At 71.9% G+C, this 22,647-nt stretch carries 15 protein-coding genes and 1 pseudogene; 6 read left to right on the forward strand and 10 right to left on the reverse strand.

Translation table 11 applies throughout. From position 1 onward, the window contains the following. Nucleotides 1-58 precede the first annotated feature (58 nt). Nucleotides 59-1,258, reverse strand: coding sequence for a PucR family transcriptional regulator (locus ABT170_RS00350; protein ID WP_266930396.1), 1,200 nt, complete (start codon nt 1,256-1,258; stop codon nt 59-61). Nucleotides 1,259-1,316: 58 nt separating this feature from the next. Here ABT170_RS00350 and ABT170_RS00355 point away from each other — a divergent pair, with 58 nt between their 5' ends. Beyond that, entirely contained in the window at nt 1,317-1,973 is a 657-nt protein-coding gene (locus ABT170_RS00355) for a pirin family protein (RefSeq protein WP_329943406.1), read from the forward strand. 197 nt (nt 1,974-2,170) lie between these two features. Continuing rightward, on the forward strand, nt 2,171-6,481 hold the full coding sequence (locus tag ABT170_RS00360) for an nSTAND1 domain-containing NTPase (protein ID WP_351863177.1): 4,311 nt from the start codon (nt 2,171-2,173) through the stop codon (nt 6,479-6,481). 94 nt (nt 6,482-6,575) lie between these two features. On the opposite strand, the gene ABT170_RS00365 is transcribed toward ABT170_RS00360, so the two are convergent. Beyond that, entirely contained in the window at nt 6,576-7,391 is an 816-nt protein-coding gene (locus ABT170_RS00365; RefSeq protein WP_351863179.1) for a serine hydrolase domain-containing protein, read from the reverse strand. 112 nt (nt 7,392-7,503) lie between these two features. Between ABT170_RS00365 and ABT170_RS00370 the strand changes: the two genes are divergently transcribed. After that, nucleotides 7,504-7,965 carry a MerR family transcriptional regulator gene (locus ABT170_RS00370; protein WP_329943403.1) on the forward strand — a complete coding sequence of 154 codons (462 nt, stop codon included), beginning with the start codon at nt 7,504-7,506 and terminating at the stop codon, nt 7,963-7,965. After that, a complete protein-coding gene (locus tag ABT170_RS00375; RefSeq protein ID WP_329943402.1) occupies nt 7,965-8,978 on the forward strand; it encodes an aldo/keto reductase in 1,014 nt (337 codons plus the stop codon). Before ABT170_RS00370 ends, ABT170_RS00375 begins: the two co-directional genes overlap by 1 nt. A 128-nt stretch (nt 8,979-9,106) precedes the next feature. On the opposite strand, the gene ABT170_RS00380 is transcribed toward ABT170_RS00375, so the two are convergent. From ABT170_RS00380 to ABT170_RS00410, 7 genes and pseudogenes are all read right to left on the reverse strand, one after another. Beyond that, nucleotides 9,107-10,315 (reverse strand): acyltransferase family protein, encoded by a 1,209-nt coding sequence (locus tag ABT170_RS00380; protein ID WP_329943401.1) that lies wholly within the window; start codon nt 10,313-10,315, stop codon nt 9,107-9,109. Then, nucleotides 10,312-11,463, reverse strand: a complete 1,152-nt coding sequence (locus ABT170_RS00385; RefSeq protein ID WP_351863181.1) for an alpha/beta hydrolase — start codon at nt 11,461-11,463, stop codon at nt 10,312-10,314. Before ABT170_RS00385 ends, ABT170_RS00380 begins: the two co-directional genes overlap by 4 nt. 357 nt (nt 11,464-11,820) lie before the next feature. Beyond that, nucleotides 11,821-12,510: a response regulator gene (locus ABT170_RS00390; RefSeq protein WP_329943399.1), complete on the reverse strand. Its 690-nt coding sequence runs from the start codon at nt 12,508-12,510 to the stop codon at nt 11,821-11,823. After that, on the reverse strand, nt 12,507-13,838 hold the full coding sequence (locus ABT170_RS00395; protein ID WP_351863184.1) for a sensor histidine kinase: 1,332 nt from the start codon (nt 13,836-13,838) through the stop codon (nt 12,507-12,509). Before ABT170_RS00395 ends, ABT170_RS00390 begins: the two co-directional genes overlap by 4 nt. A gap of 162 nt (nt 13,839-14,000) precedes the next feature. Further along, nucleotides 14,001-14,969: a DUF4429 domain-containing protein gene (locus ABT170_RS00400; RefSeq protein WP_351863186.1), complete on the reverse strand. Its 969-nt coding sequence runs from the start codon at nt 14,967-14,969 to the stop codon at nt 14,001-14,003. Nucleotides 14,970-15,055: 86 nt separating this feature from the next. Continuing rightward, the gene (locus ABT170_RS00405) at nt 15,056-16,267 is read right to left on the reverse strand and encodes an alpha/beta hydrolase (protein WP_329943396.1); all 1,212 of its coding nucleotides are present in this window, start codon (nt 16,265-16,267) and stop codon (nt 15,056-15,058) included. 245 nt (nt 16,268-16,512) lie between these two features. Then, nucleotides 16,513-17,160, reverse strand: a pseudogene (locus ABT170_RS00410) (TetR family transcriptional regulator); the annotation flags it as partial. Nucleotides 17,161-17,417: 257 nt separating this feature from the next. Here ABT170_RS00410 and ABT170_RS00415 point away from each other — a divergent pair. Continuing rightward, nucleotides 17,418-18,914: an MFS transporter gene (locus tag ABT170_RS00415; RefSeq protein WP_443034301.1), complete on the forward strand. Its 1,497-nt coding sequence runs from the start codon at nt 17,418-17,420 to the stop codon at nt 18,912-18,914. 187 nt (nt 18,915-19,101) lie between these two features. Beyond that, nucleotides 19,102-19,563: a peptidase inhibitor family I36 protein gene (locus tag ABT170_RS00420; RefSeq protein ID WP_351863189.1), complete on the forward strand. Its 462-nt coding sequence runs from the start codon at nt 19,102-19,104 to the stop codon at nt 19,561-19,563. A 144-nt stretch (nt 19,564-19,707) separates the two neighbouring features. On the opposite strand, the gene aceE is transcribed toward ABT170_RS00420, so the two are convergent. Beyond that, the gene (gene aceE, locus ABT170_RS00425; protein WP_329943393.1) at nt 19,708-22,449 is read right to left on the reverse strand and encodes a pyruvate dehydrogenase (acetyl-transferring), homodimeric type; all 2,742 of its coding nucleotides are present in this window, start codon (nt 22,447-22,449) and stop codon (nt 19,708-19,710) included. Nucleotides 22,450-22,647: the final 198 nt, after the last annotated feature.

A 22,647-nucleotide genomic window follows, 5' to 3' on the forward strand; every position in this document is an offset into this window, starting at 1 on the left:
CGCCCGTGGGGACAGGGACGAAGAACCGTCGGGGGAATTGTTGAAGTCCAACAAAAGTCTAGGACTGAGGATCCGCCGCCGCCAAGCGCCCCAGGATGAGGGCGATTCGCAGCGTGAACGCGGAGCGCACATCGGACGGTGACCAACCGGTGACGTCGGTCACACGTCGCAGCCGGTAGCGCACGGTGTTGGGGTGAACGAAGAGCATCCTGGCGGCGCCTTCGAGGCTGCTCGCCTGTTCCAGATAGACACTCAGGGTCTCCAGCAGCGCCGAGCCCGCTTCCTCCAGCGGTCTGTAGATCTCCTCCACCAACTGGTCCCGCGCGGCGGGGTCACCCGCCATCGCGCGCTCCGGAAGGAGATCGTCCGCCAGTACCGGGCGCGGTGCGTCCTGCCAGGCGGAGCACGCCTTCAGCCCGGCCGCCGCGGCCTGCGCGGACCGGGTGGCGGCGAGCAGGTCCGGCACCACGGGCCCGGCGACCACGGGGCCCGCCGCGTACGGGCCGATCAGACCCTTGGCGACCTGGAGCGGATTGTCGCTGCCGCCCGCGATGACGACCAGCCGGTTGCCCAGGACACCGGTCAGGACCTGGAGCTTGGCGTGCCGCGCGGCCCGCCGGATCGCCTCCACGGTCAGTTCGCTGTCGCCGTCGGGCGCGGTGCCCAGGATGACGCAGACGTGTTCGGGGGAGTTCCAGCCGAGCGCGGCGGCCCGGGACACGGCCCCCTCGTCGGCCTCGCCGGAGAGCACCGCGTTCACCACGAGCGATTCCAGCCGGGCGTCCCAGGCGCCCCGGGCCTCGGCGGCCTGGGCGTACACCTGGGCGGTCGCGAAGGCGATCTCCCGCGCGTAGACGAGCAGCGCCTCCCGCAGCACCGACTCGTCCCCGGGCGCGGCGACCTCCTCGATCGCGGCCTCCATGACCTCGATGGTCGTCCGCACCATCTCGACGGTCTGCCGCAGCGTGATCGCCCGGGTCAGCTCGCGCGGAGCCGTGCCGAAGACATCGGTGGAGATGGCCTGCGGGGTCTCCGGATGCCGGAACCACTCGGTGAACGCGGCGATACCGGCCTGGGCGACCAGACCGATCCAGGACCGGTTCTCCGGGGGCATGGCCCGGTACCACGGCAGCGATTCGTCCATGCGGGCAATCGCGTTCGCGGCGAGCCTGCCGGAGGACTGCTCCAGCCGTTTCAGGGTCGCGGCGTGCAGGTGGGCGTCGTTCGCAGCGGGCTGCTCAGGATCGGGTCGGGGCACGTACACAAGATTGCCTTATCGGGGCAGGTGGTCGGGGGGCCGGGCTACCGTGGCACCTGTGATTTCCGTACACAGGTCCGAGAGCCGTTACGAGGGCGGGGACGCGGAGGCAGGCATCGCATCCCTGCACGCCTTCTCGTTCGGGCGTTTCTACGACCCCGACAACCTCCGCTTCGGCGCGGTCCTGGCCTGCAACGAGGAGCGCCTGGCCCCCGGCGCGGGCTTCGACGAGCATCCGCACAGCCACACGGAGATCGTCACCTGGGTCGTCGAGGGCGAGCTGACCCACCGCGACTCCGCCGGTCACGCCACCGTCGTACGCGCCGGTGACCTTCAGCATCTGAGCGCCGCCGCCGGGGTGCGCCACGTCGAACGCAACGACGGGGACGTCCCGCTGACGTTCCTCCAGATGTGGCTGGCACCCCTGGAGCCGGGCGGCGAACCGTCGTACGGGGTCGTCCCCGGCATCGCCGACTCCACCCCGTACGCGCTCCCGGCAGCGGGGGCGATGCTCCATGTGCGCAGACTCGGTGAGGGCGAACGGACGGCGGTGCCGGACGCGGCACGTCTGTACGCGCACGTGGTACGGGGCCGGGTCGCCCTGGGCGGCGAGGAGCTGGGCCCCGGCGACGCGGCCCGGATCACCGGATCGAAGGACCTGGAAGCGGTCGCGGAGACGGTGGCGGAGCTGCTGATCTGGGAGCTCGGGGACTGAGAGCGGGCGGGTGACCCGGTCGGACGGCCCCTGATCGGGCCGGTCGGCGGAGCTGTCGGGTCCGGATGTGGCGGTCCCATGCGGGCGCGGTACGGGCACGGGCAGGCACGGGGCCGCGGCCACCGGTCTCCGGTTGAATGAGGACCGGGCGGCACGGGCGCCGAACGTACCGGGACAACCGTGGGGGCGGGTCTGCGTTGAGTTCGGACAGTGGGGCGACGGCGGGGATCCCGGACGGTCCGGATGACGGGGACGGGGCCGGCGCGGCCGGTGAGCCGTCGGCGTACGCATCGGTCTTCCAGGTCCTCGACGGCGACGGCGGTGTGTCCGGATCGGGTTTCCTGACCGACGCGGACACCGGGTTCAGCTGCGCCCATGTGGTGCGCGCCGCCGGAGTCTCCCCGGGCGGCCGGGTGGTGGTGGCCTTCCCCAACCTGCCCGGTGCGCCGAGGGTTTCGGCCGGTGTGGTGGCGGAGGGGTGGCGGGCTCCGGAGGCGGAGGACATCGCGCTCCTCCAGTTCGACTCCGTTCCGGCGGGGGCCCGGGGCATGGCCGTGGGAGTGGCGGCCGGATGCAGGGGGCACCGGGTCTACTCGTTCGGGTTTCCCGCCCAGGCGCCGTCCGGCGGCCATTTCGGTTACGCCGAAGCCGGTGATCCGCTGCCTGCGGGCGACGGCTCGGGGCAACTGCTCCAGCTGTCGAGGGCCAACGATCTGACCACCGGGTTCAGCGGCGGGCCGGTGGTCGACGAGAAGACCGGCCTGGTGATCGGCATGGTCACCGCCATCACCGCCCCCGATGCCCATCTGAAGGGGCTGGGCATCGCCTACGCCACACCGGCCGAGGCGCTGCGCGAGGTCCTGCCCCGGTTGCCCGAGCACCGGGCGTGCCCGTATCTGGGGCTGAAGCCGTTCACCGACCGGCACAGCGACTGGTTCCACGGCCGTGACGCGGCCGTGGAACGGGTGCTGGCGGCACTGGACGGCAACCGGGGGCTGCTGATGCTGCTGGGGCCTTCGGGTGCGGGCAAGTCGTCACTGGTCAACGCGGGTGTGCTGCCCGCCCTGGCCGGGGGAGCGGTCCCCGGCAGCGACCGCTGGCTGACCCTGACCGCGCGCCCCGGCCATGACCTGCTCGCCGAGCTGGAGGCCGCCGGGCTGCCCGGCGCCGCGACCGAGGGCCTGCCGGGCGCGGTACGGGCCCGCCTCGCGGCAGAGCCCGACCATGACCATCTCCTGCTGATCATCGACCAGTTCGAGGAACTCCTCACCCGGCCGGAGCCCGATCCCGCCTCGCGACGGCCGGCCGACGACGAGCACCGGCGGGCCGAGGGCGAACGCCTGCGGGCCGAGGACGAACGCCTGCGCGCCGCCGGGCAGCTCGTCGAACTGGCGGAGTCGCACGCCGCCGTCACCGTGCTCCTGATCATGCGCAACGACTTCTACGTCCCGCTCGACGCCTTCGCCCCCGACCTGATGCAGGCCGCCCTGCCCGGCCTGTGCAACGTGCCCGCGACACTGAGCCGGTCGGAGCTGAAGGCGATCATCACGGGGCCCGCCGAAGCCGTGGGCCTCCCGCTCGAAACCGGCCTGGCCGACCGCATCGTCAACGATGTCCTGGACGCGGGGCCCGGCGCCCGGCAGGCTCCCGTCACCCTGCTCCCGCCCCTCGAACTGGCCCTGCGCCGACTCTGGGAGCGCCGCCGCCGCGAGGACGGCCTCCTCACCCACGCCGGGTACGAGAGGATCGGCAAGGTCACCGGCAGTCTGACGACCTGGTGCAACAGCGCCCTGGGCCACCTGCCCGCAGAGCAACGGCCCACGGCGCGACGGATGCTCACCGCACTGGTGCGCCCCGCCGACGAGGCCAACAGCATCCCCGCCACCCGCCGGCCCGTCCCCCTCACCCGCCTCCGCGCCCTGGCCGCCGACCCGGACACGCCCCGCCCCGAGGCCGACGCGGCCTTCGATGTCGTACTGGCGTCCCTGTCCCGCCACCGCGTCATCACCACCGGCACCACGACACCCCCCGGCGCGTCCCCCGGTGAACCCACGGCCGAACTCATCCACGACACACTCATCCGCGACTGGGCCGACCTGCGTGACTGGGTCGCCCAGGACCACCAGTTCCAGGTCTGGCTGCAACGCGCGGCCGAGCAGCAGGCCCACCACACGCGCAGCGGCCTCCCCGGCGACCTGCCGGACGGCTCGCTCCTGGCAGACGGTGAGAAGTGGGCGAAACAGCGCCCGCTCCCGGCCGAGATCACCGCACTGATCCGGGCGGGCAGGCAGCACCAGCAGGCGGCCGTCCGCCGCACGAAGCGGATCAACACGATCCTCGCCGGGCTGCTGGGACTCGCCCTCGTCGCCACCGGCGTCGCCTTCTACCAGCAGGACGCCGCCGTCACGGCCCAACACGCCGCACAGTCCCGCCAACTCGCCGCACTGTCCGCCGGTCTGACGGCCACCGACCCCGACCTGTCGTCACTCCTGGCGGTCAAGGCATGGCGGACGAGCCGCACCGATGAAGCCGCCGGAGCCCTCTACGCCGCCCCCGCCGTGCCCCTGCGCCAGCTCTTCGACGCCGGAAGCGAAGTGCGCGCGGTGGCCTTCGGTCCGGACGGCGGCACGCTCGCCACGGGGAGCGGCGACGGTGCCGTACGCCTGTGGGACGTGGGGAGCGGCAAGGTCCGCGCCGAGCTCACTGCCCACACCAAGGGCGTGTCCTCCGTGGCGTTCAGCCCGGACGGTGGCACGCTCGCCACGGGGAGCGACGACGGCAGAGCCCTTCTGTGGGACGTGAGTTCGGGCAAGGCCCTGCGCACGCTCACCCATTCCAAGGGCGTGTCCTCCGTGGCGTTCAGCCCCGACGGCGGCACGCTCGCCACCGCGGGTCTGGACGGCACCGCCCGCCTGTGGGACGCGACTACCGGCAGGGCCCGCCCTCCTGTCATGAAGGGCGGGGCGGTGACGATGACCACGGCTGTGTTCAGTCCGGACGGCACGATGCTCGCCACCGGTGGCGCGGCCCTGCCCCTGCCCGGCAGCAAGGACGCCGTGGACGTCTGGGACGCGAGGACGGGCGAACACCGCCGGACACTCGCGGGAACCGGCATCGCCCAGTCGGTCGCGTTCAGCCCCGACAGCGCGACCCTTGCCGTCACGAGCGGCGGGGCCGCCTCCGACGCCATCACGACCGACACCAGTGGAGACCGGGTCGTGCGTCTGTGGGACATGAGGACGGGCAAGGACCTCACGCTCCCGGGCACGGTGAACGCGAGCTCGGTCGCGTTCAGCCCCGACGGAGCGGTGCTCGCCACGGGGAGCCTCGACGGTTCCGTACACCTGTGGAACGCGCGGACCGGCGACCCCGGCGCCACGTTCTTCCCCACCCCGGACGTGTACGCGGTGGTGTTCAGCCCGGACGGCTCCACGCTGGCCACCGCGGGCAGTGACGGCACCGCGCGCCTGTGGGACGTGAAGTCCAGCAAGCCCCGTGCCACCCTGACCGGCGCCGACGAGGACCTGTCCGTCTGGTCGACCGCCTTCAGCCGCGACGGCTCCATGCTCGCCACCGGAAGCGAGAACGGCGTACGCCTGTGGGACGGGCGGACCGGAGCGGCGCGCGGCATGCTCCGCAGCGACGACGGCATCGTGCACTCGGCGGTCTTCAGCTCGGACGGGGACACCGTCGTCACCGGGTCCACCCAGGACGACGAAGGCACCGTACGCCTGTGGGACGTGAGAACGGAGACGGTCCGCACCGCGTTCACGGTCGGGAAGGACGACATCTGGGCCGTGGACCTGAGCCCCGACGGCAGCACCGTCGCCACGGGAGCCCGGAACGGACCCGTACGTCTGCGGGACGCGAGGACCGGAGCGGTCCGTGCCACGCTCACCGGGCCGAGGGAGGCCCGCGGCGTCTGGTCCGTGGCGTTCAGCCCGGACGGGACCATGCTCGCCGCCGGGACCGACAAGGGTGCCCGGCTGTGGGACGTGAAGTCGGGCAAGGACCGCGTCACGCTCGTCAGCCGCGAGGAGGAGGTGCACTCCGTGTCGTTCGGTCCCGACGCCGGCACGCTGCTCGGCGGAAACAGGGACGGTGCCACGTATCGGTGGAATGTGAGGACGGGCAAGGTGCGTACCGCCCCCATCCAGTCCAACGGCGCCATGTGGTCGGTGGATCTGAGCCCGGACGGCACCTTGCTCGCGGACGGGAGCGTCGACGGCGCCGTGCGCCTGTGGGACCTGACGACGGGCAAGGTCCGCATCACCCTCACCGGACACACCGGCATGGTGAATACGGTGTCGTTCAGTCCCGATGGGACCCGGCTCGCCACAGGAGCCGGCGACGGCACCGCGCGCCTGTGGGATCTCCCCGTACGCGACGCGCCGAAGATCGCCGCGTCCATCTGCGACAAGCTCGACCGCGACTTCACCAAGGCCGAGAAGGCGCAGTACCTCCGCGACCAGGACCCGGCGCCCGTGTGCCTCGCCTCGGGGCGGTAGGCGGTAGGCGGTAGGCGTGGGGCGGCCGGGTCAACCGGGTCGGCCGGGGCGGGTGATCAGCGCCACCGAATCCCCGCCCGCTCCGCCGCCCCCGTTACGCCGACAGCTCCCTCAGCACCGCGTCCGTGAACGGGGTCCACACCTCCGCTGCCCACGGGCCGAAGGCCCGGTCGGTCAGGGCGACGCAGGCCGCGCCCGCGACCGGGTCGATCCACAGGAACGTACCGGACTGGCCGAAGTGGCCGAAGGTGGCCGGGGAGGAGGAAGTGCCCGTCCAGTGCGGGGACTTGGAGTCGCGGATCTCGAATCCGAGGCCCCAGTCGTTCGGGTTCTGGTGACCGTAGCCGGGCAGGACGCCCTTGAGCCCCGGGTGGACGACGGTCTGGGCTTCGAGGACCGTACGGGGGTCCAGGAGGCGGGGGGCCTGGACCTCGGCGGCGAAGCGGACCAGGTCGTCGACGGTCGAGACGCCGTCGCGGGCGGGCGAGCCGTCCAGGGTCGTCGACGTCATGCCGAGCGGTTCCAGTACGGCCTGGCGCAGATACTCCGGGAACGGGATGCCGGACGCCTTGGCGATGTGGTCGCCGAGCACTTCGAAGCCCGCGTTGGAGTACAGCCGCCGGTTGCCGGGAGGTGCCGTCACCCGGTGCTCGTCGAAGGCGAGGCCACTGGTGTGCGCGAGGAGGTGGCGCACCGTGGAGCCCTCGGGCCCCGCCGGTTCGTCCAGCTCGACCGCCCCCTCCTCGTACGCCACGAGCGCCGCGTAGGCCGCCAGCGGCTTGGTGACCGAGGCGAGGGGGAAGCGGTGCGCGGTGGGGCCGTGCGAGCCGAGGACCGTGCCGTCCGCTCGTACGACGGCCGCCGCCGCCGTGGGGACCGGCCAGGTGTCGATGAGTCGCAGGCTCTCCATGTCCCCGAGCCTATCCGGCGGCCGGGCCTCGGGGGTCCCGGGCCTTCGGGATCTTCGTGGCCCATGGTTTGCGCTTGCTTGGAGTGCACTCCAAGGATTTAGCGTGGGGGGCATGACGGTGATGGAGAGCACTTCCGTACGGACGGACGCCTGCGCGGCTGCCCCGAAGGCGCATCCGCGCCCCGAGGGCCAGGACCGCTACACCATCAGCGAGGTCGTCGCCTTCACGGGGCTCACGGCGCACACCCTGCGCTGGTACGAGCGGATCGGACTGATGCCGCACGTCGACCGCTCGCACACGGGTCAGCGCCGGTTCAGCAACCGTGACCTGGACTGGCTGAGCTTCGTCGGCAAGCTGCGGCTGACGGGGATGCCGGTCGCCGACATGGTCCGGTACGCCGAGCTGCTGCGCGAGGGCGAGCACACCTTCGAGGAGCGGCAGGAGCTGCTGGAGTCGACCCGCCGTGATGTGACAGCGCGGATCGCGGAGCTCCAGGACACCCTCGCCGTCCTCGATCACAAGATCGACTTCTATGCGGGCGCCCGTCGGGCGCCGGAGAGGACCGGTGCCTGATGACTGACGACAGGATCGCGACCACGGAGCTCGGCGACGGCGGCCCGCGGGTCGGCGTGCAGGGGCTCGGCTGCATGGGCATCAGCGAGTTCTACGGGGACACCGACGAGAACGCGGCCCGCGACACCCTCGAAGCGGCGCTGGAGTCGGGCGTCACGCTCTTCGACACCGCCGATGTGTACGGGCGCGGGGCCAACGAGGAGTTCCTCGCCCCGTTCGTCGGCGCGCACCGCGACGAGATCACCCTGGCCACCAAGTTCGGCATCGAGCGGACCGACGACCCGGTCTACCGAGGGGTGCGCAATGACCCCGCGTATGTCCGCCAGGCCGTCGAGGCCAGTCTGCGCAGGCTGAACACCGAGGTCATCGACCTCTACTACATGCACCGCCGCGACCCCCTCGTACCGCTGGCCGAATCGGTCGGGGCGATGGCCGAACTGGTCCGGCAGGGCAAGGTCAGACAGCTCGGACTGAGTGAGGTGACCGGCGCGGAACTGCGCGAGGCGCACGCCGTGCACCCGATCGCCGCCCTCCAGTCCGAGTGGTCGCTCTTCAGCCGGGACGTGGAGACCAGCGCGGTCGGGGCGGCGGCCGAACTCGGCGTGGCCTTCGTGCCGTACTCGCCGCTCGGCCGCGGCTTTCTGACCGGGGCGTTCGCCGACGCGGGCAAGGAACTGACCCACGGCGACTTCCGGCAGGCCCAGCCGCGCTTCACCGGCGAGAACGCCCGGACGAACGCCGCGCTGCTGGAGCCCGTGCACAGGATCGCGGCGGCGCACGGGGCGACGGCCGCGCAGGTGGCCCTCGCCTGGGTGCAGCAGCGCGCCGGGGCGCACGGCCTGAGCGTGGTCCCGATCCCGGGGACCCGTAAGCGCAGCCGGCTGCTGGAGAACGTCGCGGCGACCCGGCTCACGCTGACGGCCGGGGAGCTGGCCGAGCTGGAGCCGATCGCCGGGCAGGTGGCGGGGGACCGCTACCCGGACATGAGCAGCACCTCGGCGGCGCGGGAGTAGTACCCGCCACCGCCGCCCCGCGCACGCCGGGTGTCCCCGGGGGCGGGGGCGTGCCGCTTCCCCGCCCGGTCGTGCCGCTCCCCAGGGCGGGGCGAGGGCCGCCCGGTCGCGGGGGGCTCCCGTCCCGCTCACGCCAGTCCCAGCGCGAACGCCGTGAACCCGGCCGCCAGCAGCCCCGCCACCGCGCGGCGGGCGTTCGCGGCGCGGGTGCCCGCCTGCCAGGGCTCCTCGAAGCGGCGCGCGTACCGGGCGATCAGCACCAGCAGCCCGGCGAACAGCGGCATCCACGCCAGCCGGGCCAGGACCCAGCCGATCGTGTCGGGACCGGTCGTCAGCCCCGGTACGGCCCCGGCGAACGACGCCGGGACGGCCGCCGCGAGCATCGCCGTCTGGTGCCAGCACAGGATCGTCATCGCCGACAGATTGATGACGACGACCGGTGCCCACAGCAGCGGGCGGCGCAGCAGCCGGCCGATGCGGTCCCGCAGCAGGATCGCCGCACCGCTCTGGGCGGCGGCCAGCGCCAGCACCAGCAGCGACGGCGGATGCGAGTTGGTGCGCGCCTCGCCCGGTACGCCGACCATCGACGCCGGGTAGTGGAAGGCGAGCAGCAGCGCCGCGAACAGCACCCCGCCGCCGACGAGCAGGATCCTCGCGCCCCGCCTGCCGATGCGCCCCTCGCCCCAGGACACTCCGAGCTGATACGCGAAGAGCCAGCCCGGCAGGATGTTCAGCAGGCTCAGCCAGGACGGTACGGAGTCCGCGAGCGGCCCGTAGCGCAGGAAGTCCACGACGGCGACCGAGGCCAGCAGCGGCACGGCGGCCCAGCCGCCCATCCTCCTCGCGACCCGGATGCAGAGCGGGGTGAGGGCCGTGACCACCGTGTAGACCCCCACGAACCAGAGCGGCTGGATCACCAGCGTCGACCCGGTGCGCAGCGTGTCGCCGGGTACCCCGAGCGCGTACAGCACCGGGAGCAGCGCCGCCCAGACCGCGGTCACTCCCAGTACGGGCCTGCCCAGCCGGGCCAGCCGGCCGCGCAGCCAGGCGCCGGTCGTGGACTTCCGGCGGCGGTAGGAGATCACCGAGGCGTACCCGCCGACCAGGAAGAAGATCCCCAGCATCTGGAGCACCCAGCTGACCGGGGCGAAGAACCCGAACGTGGAGAGCGGGCTCGCGTTGTGCAGGGCGCCGCCGCCGTCGAGGGTGAAACCGCCGAGCAGCCAGTGCCCGGTCGGTACGGCGAGCAGGGCCAGCGCGCGCAGACCGTCGACGGCCCGGTCGCGGTGGGCGGGGGTGCGGGCGTCGACACGCGCCGCGAGCTGCTTGAGGCTCATCGTCCGGCTCCGTCCGCGACGGCGGTTCGTCCGGCTCCGTCAGCGATCACCGTTGGTTCCGCCCCGTCCGTGATCACCGCTCGTTCCGCCCCGTCCTTGACGGCCGTTCGCTCCGCCCCGTCCGCTATCGCGGCGAGGGCGCGCAGGGAATCCGTCCCGGGCACGAAGTAGCCGGTGTGGCCCTCGGCGTCCTCCGCGGGGACCCGGCGCGCTCCGAACCGCGGATCGGCAGGATCGCTGCCGTGCCCCAGACCGGCGAACTCCACGTTCGGCACGTCGTCGATCCAGTCGGTGGCGTCCTTGGCCGCCCAGACCCGGGCCCGGGTGCGCAGATCGCCCACGTCGTCGGCGCGCATCCCGGGGGAGGCGATGACCACCAGGTCGGTGGCGCGCAGCCGGGGCGCGGCGAGGCCGCAGACCACGGAGCCGTAGCTGTGGCAGAAGACGGCGGGCTCGGGCAGCCCGTCGGCCGTCAGCCCCTCCGTGAACCGGGTCAGCCGCTCCGCCCCGGCCTCGGCCAGGCCCCCGGTCGCGGCATCGAGACCGACGCCCACCGGGGTGGTGTACCCGGCCCAGGCGACGACCGCGGTGCCCGCACCGCTCTGCGCGTACAGGGATCTCGCCATGCCCGCCGGAGTGCCGTACACGTCGTTCGTCCGGTCGAAGGTCCCGGCGTCGATGTCGGAACCGGGCACCACGACGGACACCCGGCGCGCCGACCGCAGGTCCCCGAACACCTCGGCGACCTGGCCCCGGCCGCGCGGGTCGAACGCGAGGATCCGCCGCCCGGGGGCGGCGAGACTCCGGTACCGCGGGTCGTCGGCGGCCTTCAGGGACAGCGCGTTGGCGCGGTAGCGCAACTCCACCGGGACACCGTCGAGATTGCCGACGACGAGCGGGTGGCGCACCACCAGCCGCTCCCGCTCGGCCGCGCTCAACCCCCGGAAGAAACGGGCGACCTCACCCGGAGTGGCCCGCCCCGGATCGGGCAGTTCCCGCCCCCGCGTGTGGTCCGCCCGCCAGGGCGCGCTGCCCGGCGGCGGCCCGGTCACGGCCGCCTGCGCGTCTCCCGACACCCACCCCGCCGTCCCGGCCACCACGGTGGTCGCCAGTGCGACCGCGACCAGGGTCCTCGCGTATCGACGCATCTCGCCCTCCCTCTCCGGCTGTCGTACGCCGATCGGCGCGACGGAGAGGAAGGTAGGAAGACGACGGGTGAGGGCGCGTCACACCGGGGAGCCAAGTGCGAAGTGATACCTGGGTAGGGGGTGTACGACATGGGGCCCGGGGACGGCGAGGGCGGGGCGGGGCGGGGGCGTACGACGGTCCGTGCGGGCTCCGGAAACGGCCCGCGCGGCGGGCCGTACGGCGGTGCGGGGCCCGGCCACGCCCACCCCCGGGACCCGGGACCCCTCCGCGCGGAGAGGCCGTACGGCGCCGGCGGTGCGGGCCCGGCCACGCCCCCCCGGTGGCCTTCCCCCGCGTCCCGTGTCCCCCGGTGGCTCCTACGCCCCCGTGTCCCCCGGGGCCACCAGCCCCGACTCGTACGCGAAGATCACCGCCTGCGCCCGGTCCCGCAGGTCCAGCTTGGCCAGCACCCGCCCGATGTGCGTCTTCACCGTCTGCTCGGCCAGCACCAGCCGCGCGGCGATCTCCTGGTTGGACAGCCCCCGCGCGATCAGCTCCAGCACCTCGCTCTCGCGCGGGGTGAGCCCGTTCAGCCGCAGCGCGGGCCCGCTGCGGGACGCCCCGGACGGCCGCTGGGCCGCGAAGTCCGCGATCAGGCGCCGTGTCACGGAGGGCGCCAGCAGCGCGTCGCCCGCCGCCACCACCCGTACCGCCGAGATCAGGTCGGCGGGCGGGGCGTCCTTCAGCAGGAAGCCGGACGCACCGGCGCGCAGCGCCTCGTACACATAGTCGTCCACGTCGAAGGTGGTCAGCATCAGCACCTTGGGCCGGTGCACCACGCCCACCGGCGGGTTCAACAGCTCGCGGGCCGCCGCCAGTCCGTCCATCTCGGGCATCCGGACATCCATCAGCACCACGTCGGGATGCTGGTTCCGGCTGACCTCGATGCCCTGGCGCCCGTCCGGCGCCTCGCCCACCACATCGATGTCGCTCTGCGCCGACAGCAGCGCCGCGAACCCCGCGCGCACCATGGCCTGGTCGTCGACGATGATCACGCGGATGGTCACGATTCCTCCGAAGTCTGCTGTGCGGACGGGGCCTTGGCCGGGGGCAGCGGCAGCCGGGCGGCCACCCGGAATCCGCCGTCGGGCAGCGGGCCCGTGTCCAGGGTTCCGCCGGTCAACCGTACGCGCTCACGCATCCCGACCAGCCCGTGCCCGGTCCCCGTCGTCTCCAGCGGCGAACGGGCGTGCTCCGCAGGGCTGTTGACGACCAGCACCGTCAGATGACCCGCGCCCGCCGTGATGGACACCCGGGTCCGCGCCCCCGGCGCGTGCCGGATCACATTCGCCAGCGCCTCCTGCACGATGCGGTACGCCGAGACGTCCACCGCCGACGGCACCTCGCCGAGGTCCGCCGCCAGCGACAGTTCGGCCGGCAGCCCCGCCCGTACCGTCGCCTCCACCAGCTGCTGCACCCGGTCCAGGCCGGGCTGCGGAGCCCGTTCGCCCTCCGTGCCGTCGCTGCGCAGCACCGACAGCAGCCGCCGCATCTCGCCCAGCGACTCCCGCGCACTGGCGGCGATGGCCGTGAACTCCTCGCGCGCCTCGGCCGGCAGCCCGTCGATCCGGTACGGGGCGGAGTCGGCCTGCACCGTGATCACCGACATGTGGTGCGCGACCACGTCGTGCAGCTCACGCGCGATCCGGGTCCGCTCCTCCAGCAGGGTGCGCTGCGCCCGCTCGGCCTCGCTGATGGTCTCCTGCTCGGCGAGCCTGCGCTGTGCCTCGCCCCGTTCCCGTACCGAGGCCCCGATCACCAGCACCACCGCGCCGAGCATGAACAGCAACAGCGCGCTGCCGTTGCTCCGATCGGTCGCGATCAGATGCAGCACCAGGCCCGCGACGCCCGTCAGCAGCCAGACACAGACCACGGTGCGCCGACGCTCGCGCAGACCGATCGCCAGCAGCACGAACAGATAGCCGACGATCACCGGCGGGGTCCACGGCCAGATGTCGTACTTCTCGACCGGCTGCGCCAGCAGGACGACCGCGCCGAGGATGTCGGCGGGGAAGATGATCCACCAGGCCTGCAGCGGCCGGTGCGCCAGCATCAGCAGCGGGGCGGCCTGGGCGACGGCCAGCGCCCCGGCGACGCCCCCCGCCACGCCGTACTGCGTGATCAGGACGTTGATGGTGACCGGGATGAAGGTCGAGGCGAGCGCCAGCACCACCGCGTACGGAAGCAGCCGCTGCCACCGTCTCGGGGCACCGGCCAGCAGCGGTGTGGGCGGATGGGACACGTGGGACAGCCCGTGGGCGAGCTCGCGCAGATTGCGGCGGGCGGCGCTCAGCAGGCCATCGGCGGGCGGCGGCCCGGCGGGGGAAGTGGACATGGCCCGATCAGCGTAGGCAGACGATCCGGCCCCCGGCGTCATACCGGGGTGCCGGACCGCCGCCCGACCGCTCATACCGGGGTACGGGGTCCGCCGGAGCCCTCGGTACGGATCAGGCGGAGCCCGGGGTACGGGGCAGGCGGCGCCGCGCCCCGGCCGGAGCTACAGCTCCGCGAGCAGCTGCGCCTTCTTCGCGCTGTACTCGTCGTCCGTGACCAGACCCGCCTGGTGCAGTTCCCCGAGGTGCCGTATCCGCTCGGCGATGTCCGCGGGATCGCGCCGCCCGGCACCGACCAGGACCGGGGCGGGCCCGGCCGGTGAGGTCTGCGATCGGCGGACGGATTCCAGTACGGCGGCGGCGAAGGGCAGTGACTCGTGGACCGGGCCGTAGCCGAGGCCGAAGAGCACCGCGGCCGGGTCCTGGTCCGCACGGGCCGAATGGCCGGAAACCGCCCGGCCGCTCCCGGGTGCGGCGCCCGCCGCGGCGACGGGTCCGGCCGGGCCACAGGCCTCGCCCAGGCCGCTCGCCGCACCGTGGCCCACCGCCACCGCCGTACGGGGCACGAGCCGGAGGTAGCCGTCGAGCGCCTCGGGCGAGCGCCACTCGACCCCGCACAGTTCGGCCACCGGGAACGTCTGGTCGCCGGCCTTCCACTTGGCGCTGGAGGCTCCGGTCCACGACCACCGGAACGAGATCCGCTCCCCGTCGAAGCTGGCCCTGCCGTCGTACGCCTTGAAGTTCATCGGGGCCTCGGGGGCCGCGACGAGGAAGCGGTCGGCGGGCAGCCCGTCATCGGGGCCGAGCAGCGCGCGCAGCGCGTCCGCGTAGTACTCGGCGAGCACCTCCCGTTCCGCCGGAAGCACCAGGCGGTACGGGTCGCACCCGTCCTTCAGCTGTCCCGCCGCAGCCTCCAGGAGCGGATCGGCGCCCGGTCTCGGCACCGCGCGAAGAACCACCGTGCCCCGCTTGCCGGGGGTCAGCGTCACCGACGACAACGCCGCATACGGGATGCGGCGTTCACGCAGACTCTGGAAGAGCTTCGGCGTGCGGATACCCCGTTCGAAGCGGATGAGCAAGGAGTCGGTGTCGAACTCCCAGGTGGCATGAATTCCGGCCAGCACATCACCCATGTGCCTCATCGTATGCGGCACAGCCCCGCCCGTCCCCCCTCGACGTAAGTCGTCATTAATCGGAAGGTCACCACTCTCTACGCGCGTCAGGTTTCCCGACGACCGGAAATACCGCTGCGGCACGCGGTGTCGGCGTCCGCACAGCTGACCGAACCGTACGCGCCGACGCCGATCGCCGCGAAGTTGCTGAGACTCTCGGTTCCCGGCTCGAAATAGCCGCTGTGGCCGATCGCGTCCCCCGCCGACACGATCCGGGCCCCGAAGTCGGGATCCACCGGGTCGGCGCCGTGCCCGATCCCGCCGACCGCGAGGTACGGCACGTCCTGGATCCAGTCGTCCCGGTCCCGCATCGCCCACACCCGGGCGCCGGTCTCCAGCTGCTCGGCGCTGTCGGCCCGCATGCCGGGGCTGCCGGCGACCGCGATATCGGCCACCCGGGAGGGCGCCTCGTGGGCGGCGACCCCGCAGAGCACGGAGCCGTAGCTGTGGCAGAAGAGCGAGACGGCCGAGGTGCCCGGCAGCCCGCTCACCATGGCGTTGAGCCGGACCGCCCCGTCCGCCGCGAGCCGGCCGAGGGCCGCGTCCATGCCGATGCCCGCGGGGGCCGTGTAGTCGGCCCAGGCGATGACGGCGGTACGGGTTCCGGGGCGGGCGGCGCGCTCCGCCCCGTACAGCGACTGCGCCATGCCGACCGGTGCCGCGTACCTGCGCTTCGCCGTCCGCTCCAGCGTCAGCAGACTGGTGTCGACACCCGGCACGACGACCGAGACCCGTTCGGCGCGGTCGAGATCACCGAACACCTCGGCGGCACGGCCCTTTCCGGACGGATCGAAGGACAGGATCTGCCGGTCCTTCGCGAGCATCGACCGGAAGCGCTCCATCCGGCGCACGGCCTCGCCGCGGCCGTCCGGGGAGAGCGTGACGTCGTGGGTGCGCAGCCGTTCCACGGCCTGTGCCTGTTTGAGGGCCAGCCGGTTGGCGTGGTAGCGCACGGTGACCGGGGCGCCGTTCAGATTTCCCACGACCAGGGGGTACTTGTCCGCCAGCGAGACCTGCTGTCCGGCGGTCAGCGTGGCGAAGAAGTGGGCCAGCCGGTACGGCGGCGCGGTGACGTCCGGCAGCGCGTGACCGGCTATCCGGTCCCGGGCCCACGAGGCGAGAGCGATCTCGCGTGGCTCGTCGGAGCGTTGATGGCGTACGGCGGTCCAGCCCGTGGTCGCCAGCATCACGAACACGACCGCGACGGCGAGCAGCGCGCGCCATGCGGTCAACGTGGGAGAGGAGTCGAAGGAAGTCACTGCTCCACACCCTAGGAGACGTGCGACGACCGCCGTTACGAGGGTGACGCACATCACCCGGCTGCGAGGAATCGGCGCCGCCGCCCCTCACGTTCCGTAGGTGCGGTCCGTACGCTCCGCCGCGCTCAGGACCCCGAACGCCGCTTAGGATGCCCGGTTCGCGCGGCGGCGGACGTGTGGGTGTGAGGTCCGTCATGGCCGGGGGCGAGAGGTGCGGCACAGTACGGACCGTGGGCGGGCGCGCCCCGGCGCCAGTCGCCCGCGAGCGCGGGGGCGAGCTGGTCCAGGTAGGACTCGGTCAGGTCGCGCAGGGACTCGACGCTCGGGTCGTGCCCCCGGCCCCACAGCTGTCCGGCCACCCGCATCACGCCGGAGAACGCCGCGACGGCCACCCGCGGCCGGGGGTCGCTCGTCACGTCGAGCCCTTCCCGTTCCGCGATCAGGCGGGCGATCCTGTCCTCCAGATCGATGCAGCGCCGCAGATGCGCGGCGAGCAGGGTCGGGTTCGACTCGATCAACTGGTAGGTCCGCATATGGAGGTCGACCGTGACGAGCTCCTCGATGGTCTCGCCGATACTGTTCCAGGAGCACAGGACGGCCCGGCGCATTGCCTCGAAAGGGGCCTCGTCGGCAGGGCGTTGACGCAACTCCGACAGGAAATGGGACTCCACCATCTCCTGGGCGGCGAAGGCGACCTCCTCCTTGCTCGCGAAGTAGCGGAAGAAGGTGCGCTGGGAGACCTCGACCGCGTCGACGATCTCGTCGACGGTGGTCCTGTCGTACCCCTGGGTGGTGAAGAGAACGAGGGCGGCATGCACCAGGGCGTCGCGGGTGCGCTGTTTCTTGCGTTCGCGCAGCCCTGCCGGGTGCTCGATGCGCTGCCCGTCCGTCACTTACCCGTCCTCTTTTCGCCTTTTTGTGCAGTTCAGCTTAGACCGGTCGGCCGGTCCGGCCTGTGAGTTACGTGACAGTTACTGACTTGTGAATTGGTTTGTCAACTGTCAGTGGCTGTCACTAGTCTCCCCGTATGACTAGTCAGACCACCGTCGAGAAGGCACCGCGGGAGCCGGACGACAGCGCCGTACCCGCACCGGTCAAGGGGCTTCGCGGCCACCCCTGGCTGACGCTGTTCTCCGTCGCCATCGGCGTGATGATGGTGGCGCTCGACGGCACTATCGTCGCGATCGCCAACCCCGAGATCAAGAAGGATCTCGGCGCCTCGCTCGCCGACGTCCAGTGGATCACCAACGGATATCTGCTCGCACTCGCCGTCGCCCTCATCACCGCGGGCAAGCTCGGCGACCGCTTCGGTCACCGCCAGACGTTCCTGATAGGCATCGCCGGTTTCGCCGTGGCGTCCGGTGCCATCGGCCTCTCCAGCGAGATCGGGTTCGTCATCGTCTTCCGGGTCCTTCAGGGCCTGTTCGGCGCGCTGCTCATGCCGGCCGCCCTGGGCCTGCTGCGGGCCACCTTCCCCGCCGAGAAGCTGAACATGGCCATCGGTATCTGGGGCATGGTCATCGGCGCGTCCACCGCGGGCGGTCCCATCGTCGGCGGTCTGCTCGTCGAGCACGTCAGCTGGCAGTCCGTCTTCTTCATCAACGTACCGGTCGGCGTCATCGCGCTCGTCTTCGGCCTGGTGATCCTCAAGGACCACCGCGCCGCCAACGCGCCGCGCTCCTTCGACATCCTGGGAATCCTGCTGCTCTCGGGCGCGATGTTCTCCCTCATCTGGGGGATCATCAAGGCCGGTGAGTCGTGGGGCTGGACCGACGGCAGGACCATCGGCTTCCTCGGACTCGCGATCGTCCTCTTCCTCGTCTTCGGCTTCTGGGAGACCAAGGTCAAGGAGCCGCTCGTCCCGCTGGGGATGTTCCGCTCCGTCCCGCTGACCGCGGGCGCCGTCCTGATGGTGCTGATGGCCTTCGCCTTCATGGGCGGCCTGTTCTTCGTGACGTTCTTCCTCCAGGGCGTCCACGGGATGAGCCCGGTCGACAGCGGTCTGCACCTGCTGCCGCTCACCGCGATGATGATCGTCGCCTCCCCGGTCGCGGGCATGCTGATCACCAAGTTCGGCCCGCGGGTGCCGCTGGTCGGCGGCATGGTGTGCACCGCCGTGGCGATGTTCGGCATGACGACGCTGAGCGAGAGCACCGGAACCTTCGGCATGTCGCTCTGGTTCGCCCTGCTCGGCTGCGGGCTCGCCCCCGTCATGGTCGGCGCCACCGAGGTCATCGTCGGCAACGCGCCGATGGAGCTCTCGGGTGTGGCCGGAGGCCTCCAGCAGGCCGCCATGCAGGTCGGCGGCGCCCTGGGCACCGCCGTGCTCGGCGCGGTCATGTCGGCCAAGGTGAGCGCGGACTTCGCGGGCAACTGGAAGGACGCGGGCCTGCCGGGCCCGGTCGACCCCAAGCTCGAAGAGGCGGCGGAGTTCGGCATCGTTCCCGCCGAGGAACTGGCCAAGGCGCCCGGTATGACCCCCGACGTGATCGACCGGATCGGCGGGGTCATCCACGACACGTTCATGTCCGGCATGGGCCTGGCCTTCACCGTCGCGGGTGTCGTGGCCGTGGTCGCCGCCGTGGTCGCCACCTTCACCAAGCGCGGCGCCAACGCCGAGGCGGGCGCCGGAGTCGGCCACATCTGACCCTCCCCGATGGCGCGGAAGCGCCGCACGGCACTCGTCAACACAGCGCCGACGACAGCCCCGCCGGACCTCTCCGGCGGGGCTGTCGCCTATCAGGGTGGATCGGGCCCTGCCCCCTTCCCCGGGCCGTGCCCGGCGGGTCAGGGTGCGGACGGAAGATCCGCACGACAACGGGGGTTGATCCACCATGCGTACGACCGTTCTGGCCCTGGCCGCGCTGGCCGTCACCGCGCTCGTCCCGCCGGCCGTGGCCATGGTCCCGGCCGGGACCGCGCCGAAGTCCGCTGCGGTGCCGAAGTCCGCTGCGGTGCCGAAGGCCGCAGGGGTGCCGAAGTCCGCTGCCGCGCCGAAGTCCGCAGGAGTCGCGCTCGGCAGCTGTGGGGCGGGGCAGCTCTGCCTCTGGCGGAAGCCCGACTTCACCGGCGCCCGGCAGATCCATGAGCTGTCCTCCGTCGACATCGAGAGCTGTGTCCCGCTGCCCGCCGGCGGCGAAGCCCAGTCGCTCGCCAACCGCACCGGACGGCCCGTCACGACGTACCAGTCGGCGGAGTGCGCCGAGACGGCCGAGTTCGAGACGTACCCCGGCGGCGGCACCTGGACGCCCCGCTCCCCGTACCAGGTCAGGGCCTTCAAGATCTGGGAGAACTGACGGGAACGGGCAGCGGCCCGGCACGCCGAAGGGCGGCGGGGCCACTGGCCCCGCCGCCCTTCGGCACATGTGTCAGGTGCGCCTACACGCGCCTACACGCGCCTACGCACGCCTGGGCACGCACCGACGCGCGCCCGCGTGTGCTCAGGCGTCGCCGCCCGCCGCGCCCGGATCGGCCGCGGCCACATCCAGGAGGTCGTAGCGGTCGACCGCCGTCTTCAGCGCCGAACGGTCGATCTTCCCCTCCTTCGCGAGCTCCGTGAGCACCGCGAGGACGATCGACTGCGCGTCGATGTGGAAGAACCTGCGGGCGGCACCGCGGGTGTCGGCGAAGCCGAAGCCGTCCGCACCCAGCGACTGGTACGCGCCGGGCACCCAGCGCGCGATCTGGTCCGGCACCGAACGCATCCAGTCCGAGACCGCCACGAACGGGCCCTCGGAGCCGGACAGCTTCCGCGTGACGTACGGGACGCGCTGCTCTTCCTCGGGGTGCAGCAGGTTGTACCGCTCCACGTCCACGGCCTCGCGGCGCAGCTCGTTCCAGGAGGTCGCCGACCAGACGTCCGCCCTGACGTTCCACTCCTCGGCGAGGATGCGCTGTGCTTCCACCGCCCACGGGACCGCCACACCGGACGCCATGATCTGGGCCGGGATCTGGCCCCGCTCGCCGCTGCTGAAGCGGTACACGCCCTTGAGGATGCCTTCGACGTCCACGTTCTCGGGCTCGGCCGGGTGCTGGATCGGCTCGTTGTAGACGGTCAGGTAGTAGAAGACGTCCTCGTTCTCCTCGGGCGTCCCGCCGTACATCCGCCGCAGACCGTCCTTGACGATGTGCGCGATCTCGTACCCGAAGGCCGGGTCGTACGCGACACAGCCCGGGTTCGTCGAGGCGAGCAGCTGCGAGTGGCCGTCGGCGTGCTGGAGACCCTCACCGGTCAGCGTCGTACGGCCGGCGGTGGCGCCCAGCACGAAGCCGCGCGCCAGCTGGTCGGCCATCTGCCAGAACTGGTCGCCGGTGCGCTGGAAACCGAACATCGAGTAGAAGACGTACACCGGGATCAGCGGCTCGCCGTGCGTGGCGTACGCCGAACCGGCGGCGATCAGCGAGGCCGTGCAGCCCGCCTCGGAGATGCCGTCGTGCAGCATCTGCCCGGTCGGCGACTCCTTGTACGCGAGCAGCAGATCGCGGTCCACCGCCTCGTACTGCTGGCCGAGGGGGTTGTAGATCTTCGCGCTCGGGAAGAACGCGTCCATGCCGAAGGTGCGGTACTCATCGGGTGCGATCAGCACGAAACGCTTGCCGATCTCCTTGTCCCGCATGAGGTCCTTCAGGATGCGGACGAACGCCATGGTCGTGGCGATCGACTGCTGACCCGAACCCTTCTTCGCAGTGGCGTACGTCTTGTCCTCGGGCAGGACCAGCGGCTTCGACCGCACGACACGGGTCGGGACATAACCGCCCAGACCCTGGCGGCGGTCGTGCATGTACTGGATCTCTTCCGAGTCGCGGCCCGGGTGGTAGTACGGCGGGTAGCCCTCGTCCAGCTGCTTGTCCGTGATCGGGATGTGCAGCCGGTCGCGGAAGCGCTTGAGGTCCTCGACCGTGAGCTTCTTCATCTGGTGGGTCGCGTTGCGGCCCTCGAAGTTCGGTCCGAGGGTCCAGCCCTTGACCGTCTGCGCGAGGATCACGGTCGGCTGGCCCTTGTGGGCCTTGGCCGCCGCGTACGCCGCGTAGACCTTGCGGTGGTCGTGCCCGCCGCGCCCCAGGTGCAGGATCTGGTGGTCCGACATGTCCTTGACCATGTCGCGCAACCGGGGGTCGTCGCCGAAGAAGTGCTCACGGATGTACGCACCCGTCTCGGTGGCGTACGTCTGGAACTGCCCGTCCGGCGTGGTGTTCAGCTTGTTGACCAGGATGCCCGTGCGGTCCTGCGCGAGCAGCGGGTCCCAGGTGCGGTCCCAGACCAGCTTGATGACGTTCCAGCCGGCCCCGCGGAACTGCGACTCCAGCTCCTGGATGATCTTGCCGTTGCCGCGTACCGGCCCGTCGAGGCGCTGGAGGTTGCAGTTGACGACGAAGGTCAGGTTGTCCAGGCCCTCGCGGGCGGCGATGGACAGCTGTCCGAGCGACTCGGGCTCGTCCATCTCGCCGTCGCCCAGATAGGCCCACACGTGCGACTTGGAGGTATCGGCGATGCCGCGCGCCTCCATGTAGCGGTTCATCCGCGCCTGGTAGATCGCGCCGAGCGGGCCGAGGCCCATCGAGACGGTCGGGAACTCCCAGAAGTCCGGCATCAGCCGCGGGTGCGGGTAGCTGGACAGGCCGTTCGGCGCCTTCGACTTCTCCTGGCGGAAGGCGTCGAGCTGCGCCTCGTTCAGCCGGTCGAGCAGGAAGGCGCGGGCGTAGATACCGGGGGAGGCGTGCCCCTGGAAGAAGATCTGGTCGCCGCCGTCGCCCTGGTCCTTGCCGCGGAAGAAGTGGTTGAAGCCCACGTCGTACAGCGAGGCGGAGGAGGCGAAGGTGGCGATGTGACCGCCGACCCCGATCCCGGGACGCTGGGCGCGCGAGACCATCACGGCCGCGTTCCAGCGGGTCGCGTTGAGGACCTTGCGTTCGATCTCCTCGTCGCCCGGGAAGAACGGTTCGTCCTTCGTGGCGATCGTGTTCACATAGTCCGTGCTGCGCATCTCCGGCACGGCGACGCGCTTCTCGCGCGCGCGCTCGATGAGCCGGAGCATCAGATAGCGGGCCCGCTCACGGCCTCGCTCGTCGACGGCGGCGTCGAGGGAGTCGAGCCATTCCTGGGTCTCTTCGGGATCGAAGTCCGGGACCTGGCTCGGAAGGCCGCCAATGATGATCGGGTTGCGATCGGATCCGGAAGCCACGCTGTTCCTTCGCTGTTCGGTGCTGCTCTACGGGGCCTGGTTACGGGGAACGTACCCCCGGGACATCTGCTGTGCGCCGCCTCCATCGTGTACCGCGAGGGCGTAAACGTCATCTCTACCGCGGGGTAACCGTGAGGTTCCGAACGGTCACGTCCGGGGCACGAGTATGGGCAGCACAAGGATGGGTCGGGCCAAACC

This window comes from Streptomyces sp. NPDC001787, assembly GCF_040297465.1.
In the GTDB taxonomy this organism is placed as follows: Bacteria; Actinomycetota; Actinomycetes; order Streptomycetales; family Streptomycetaceae; genus Streptomyces.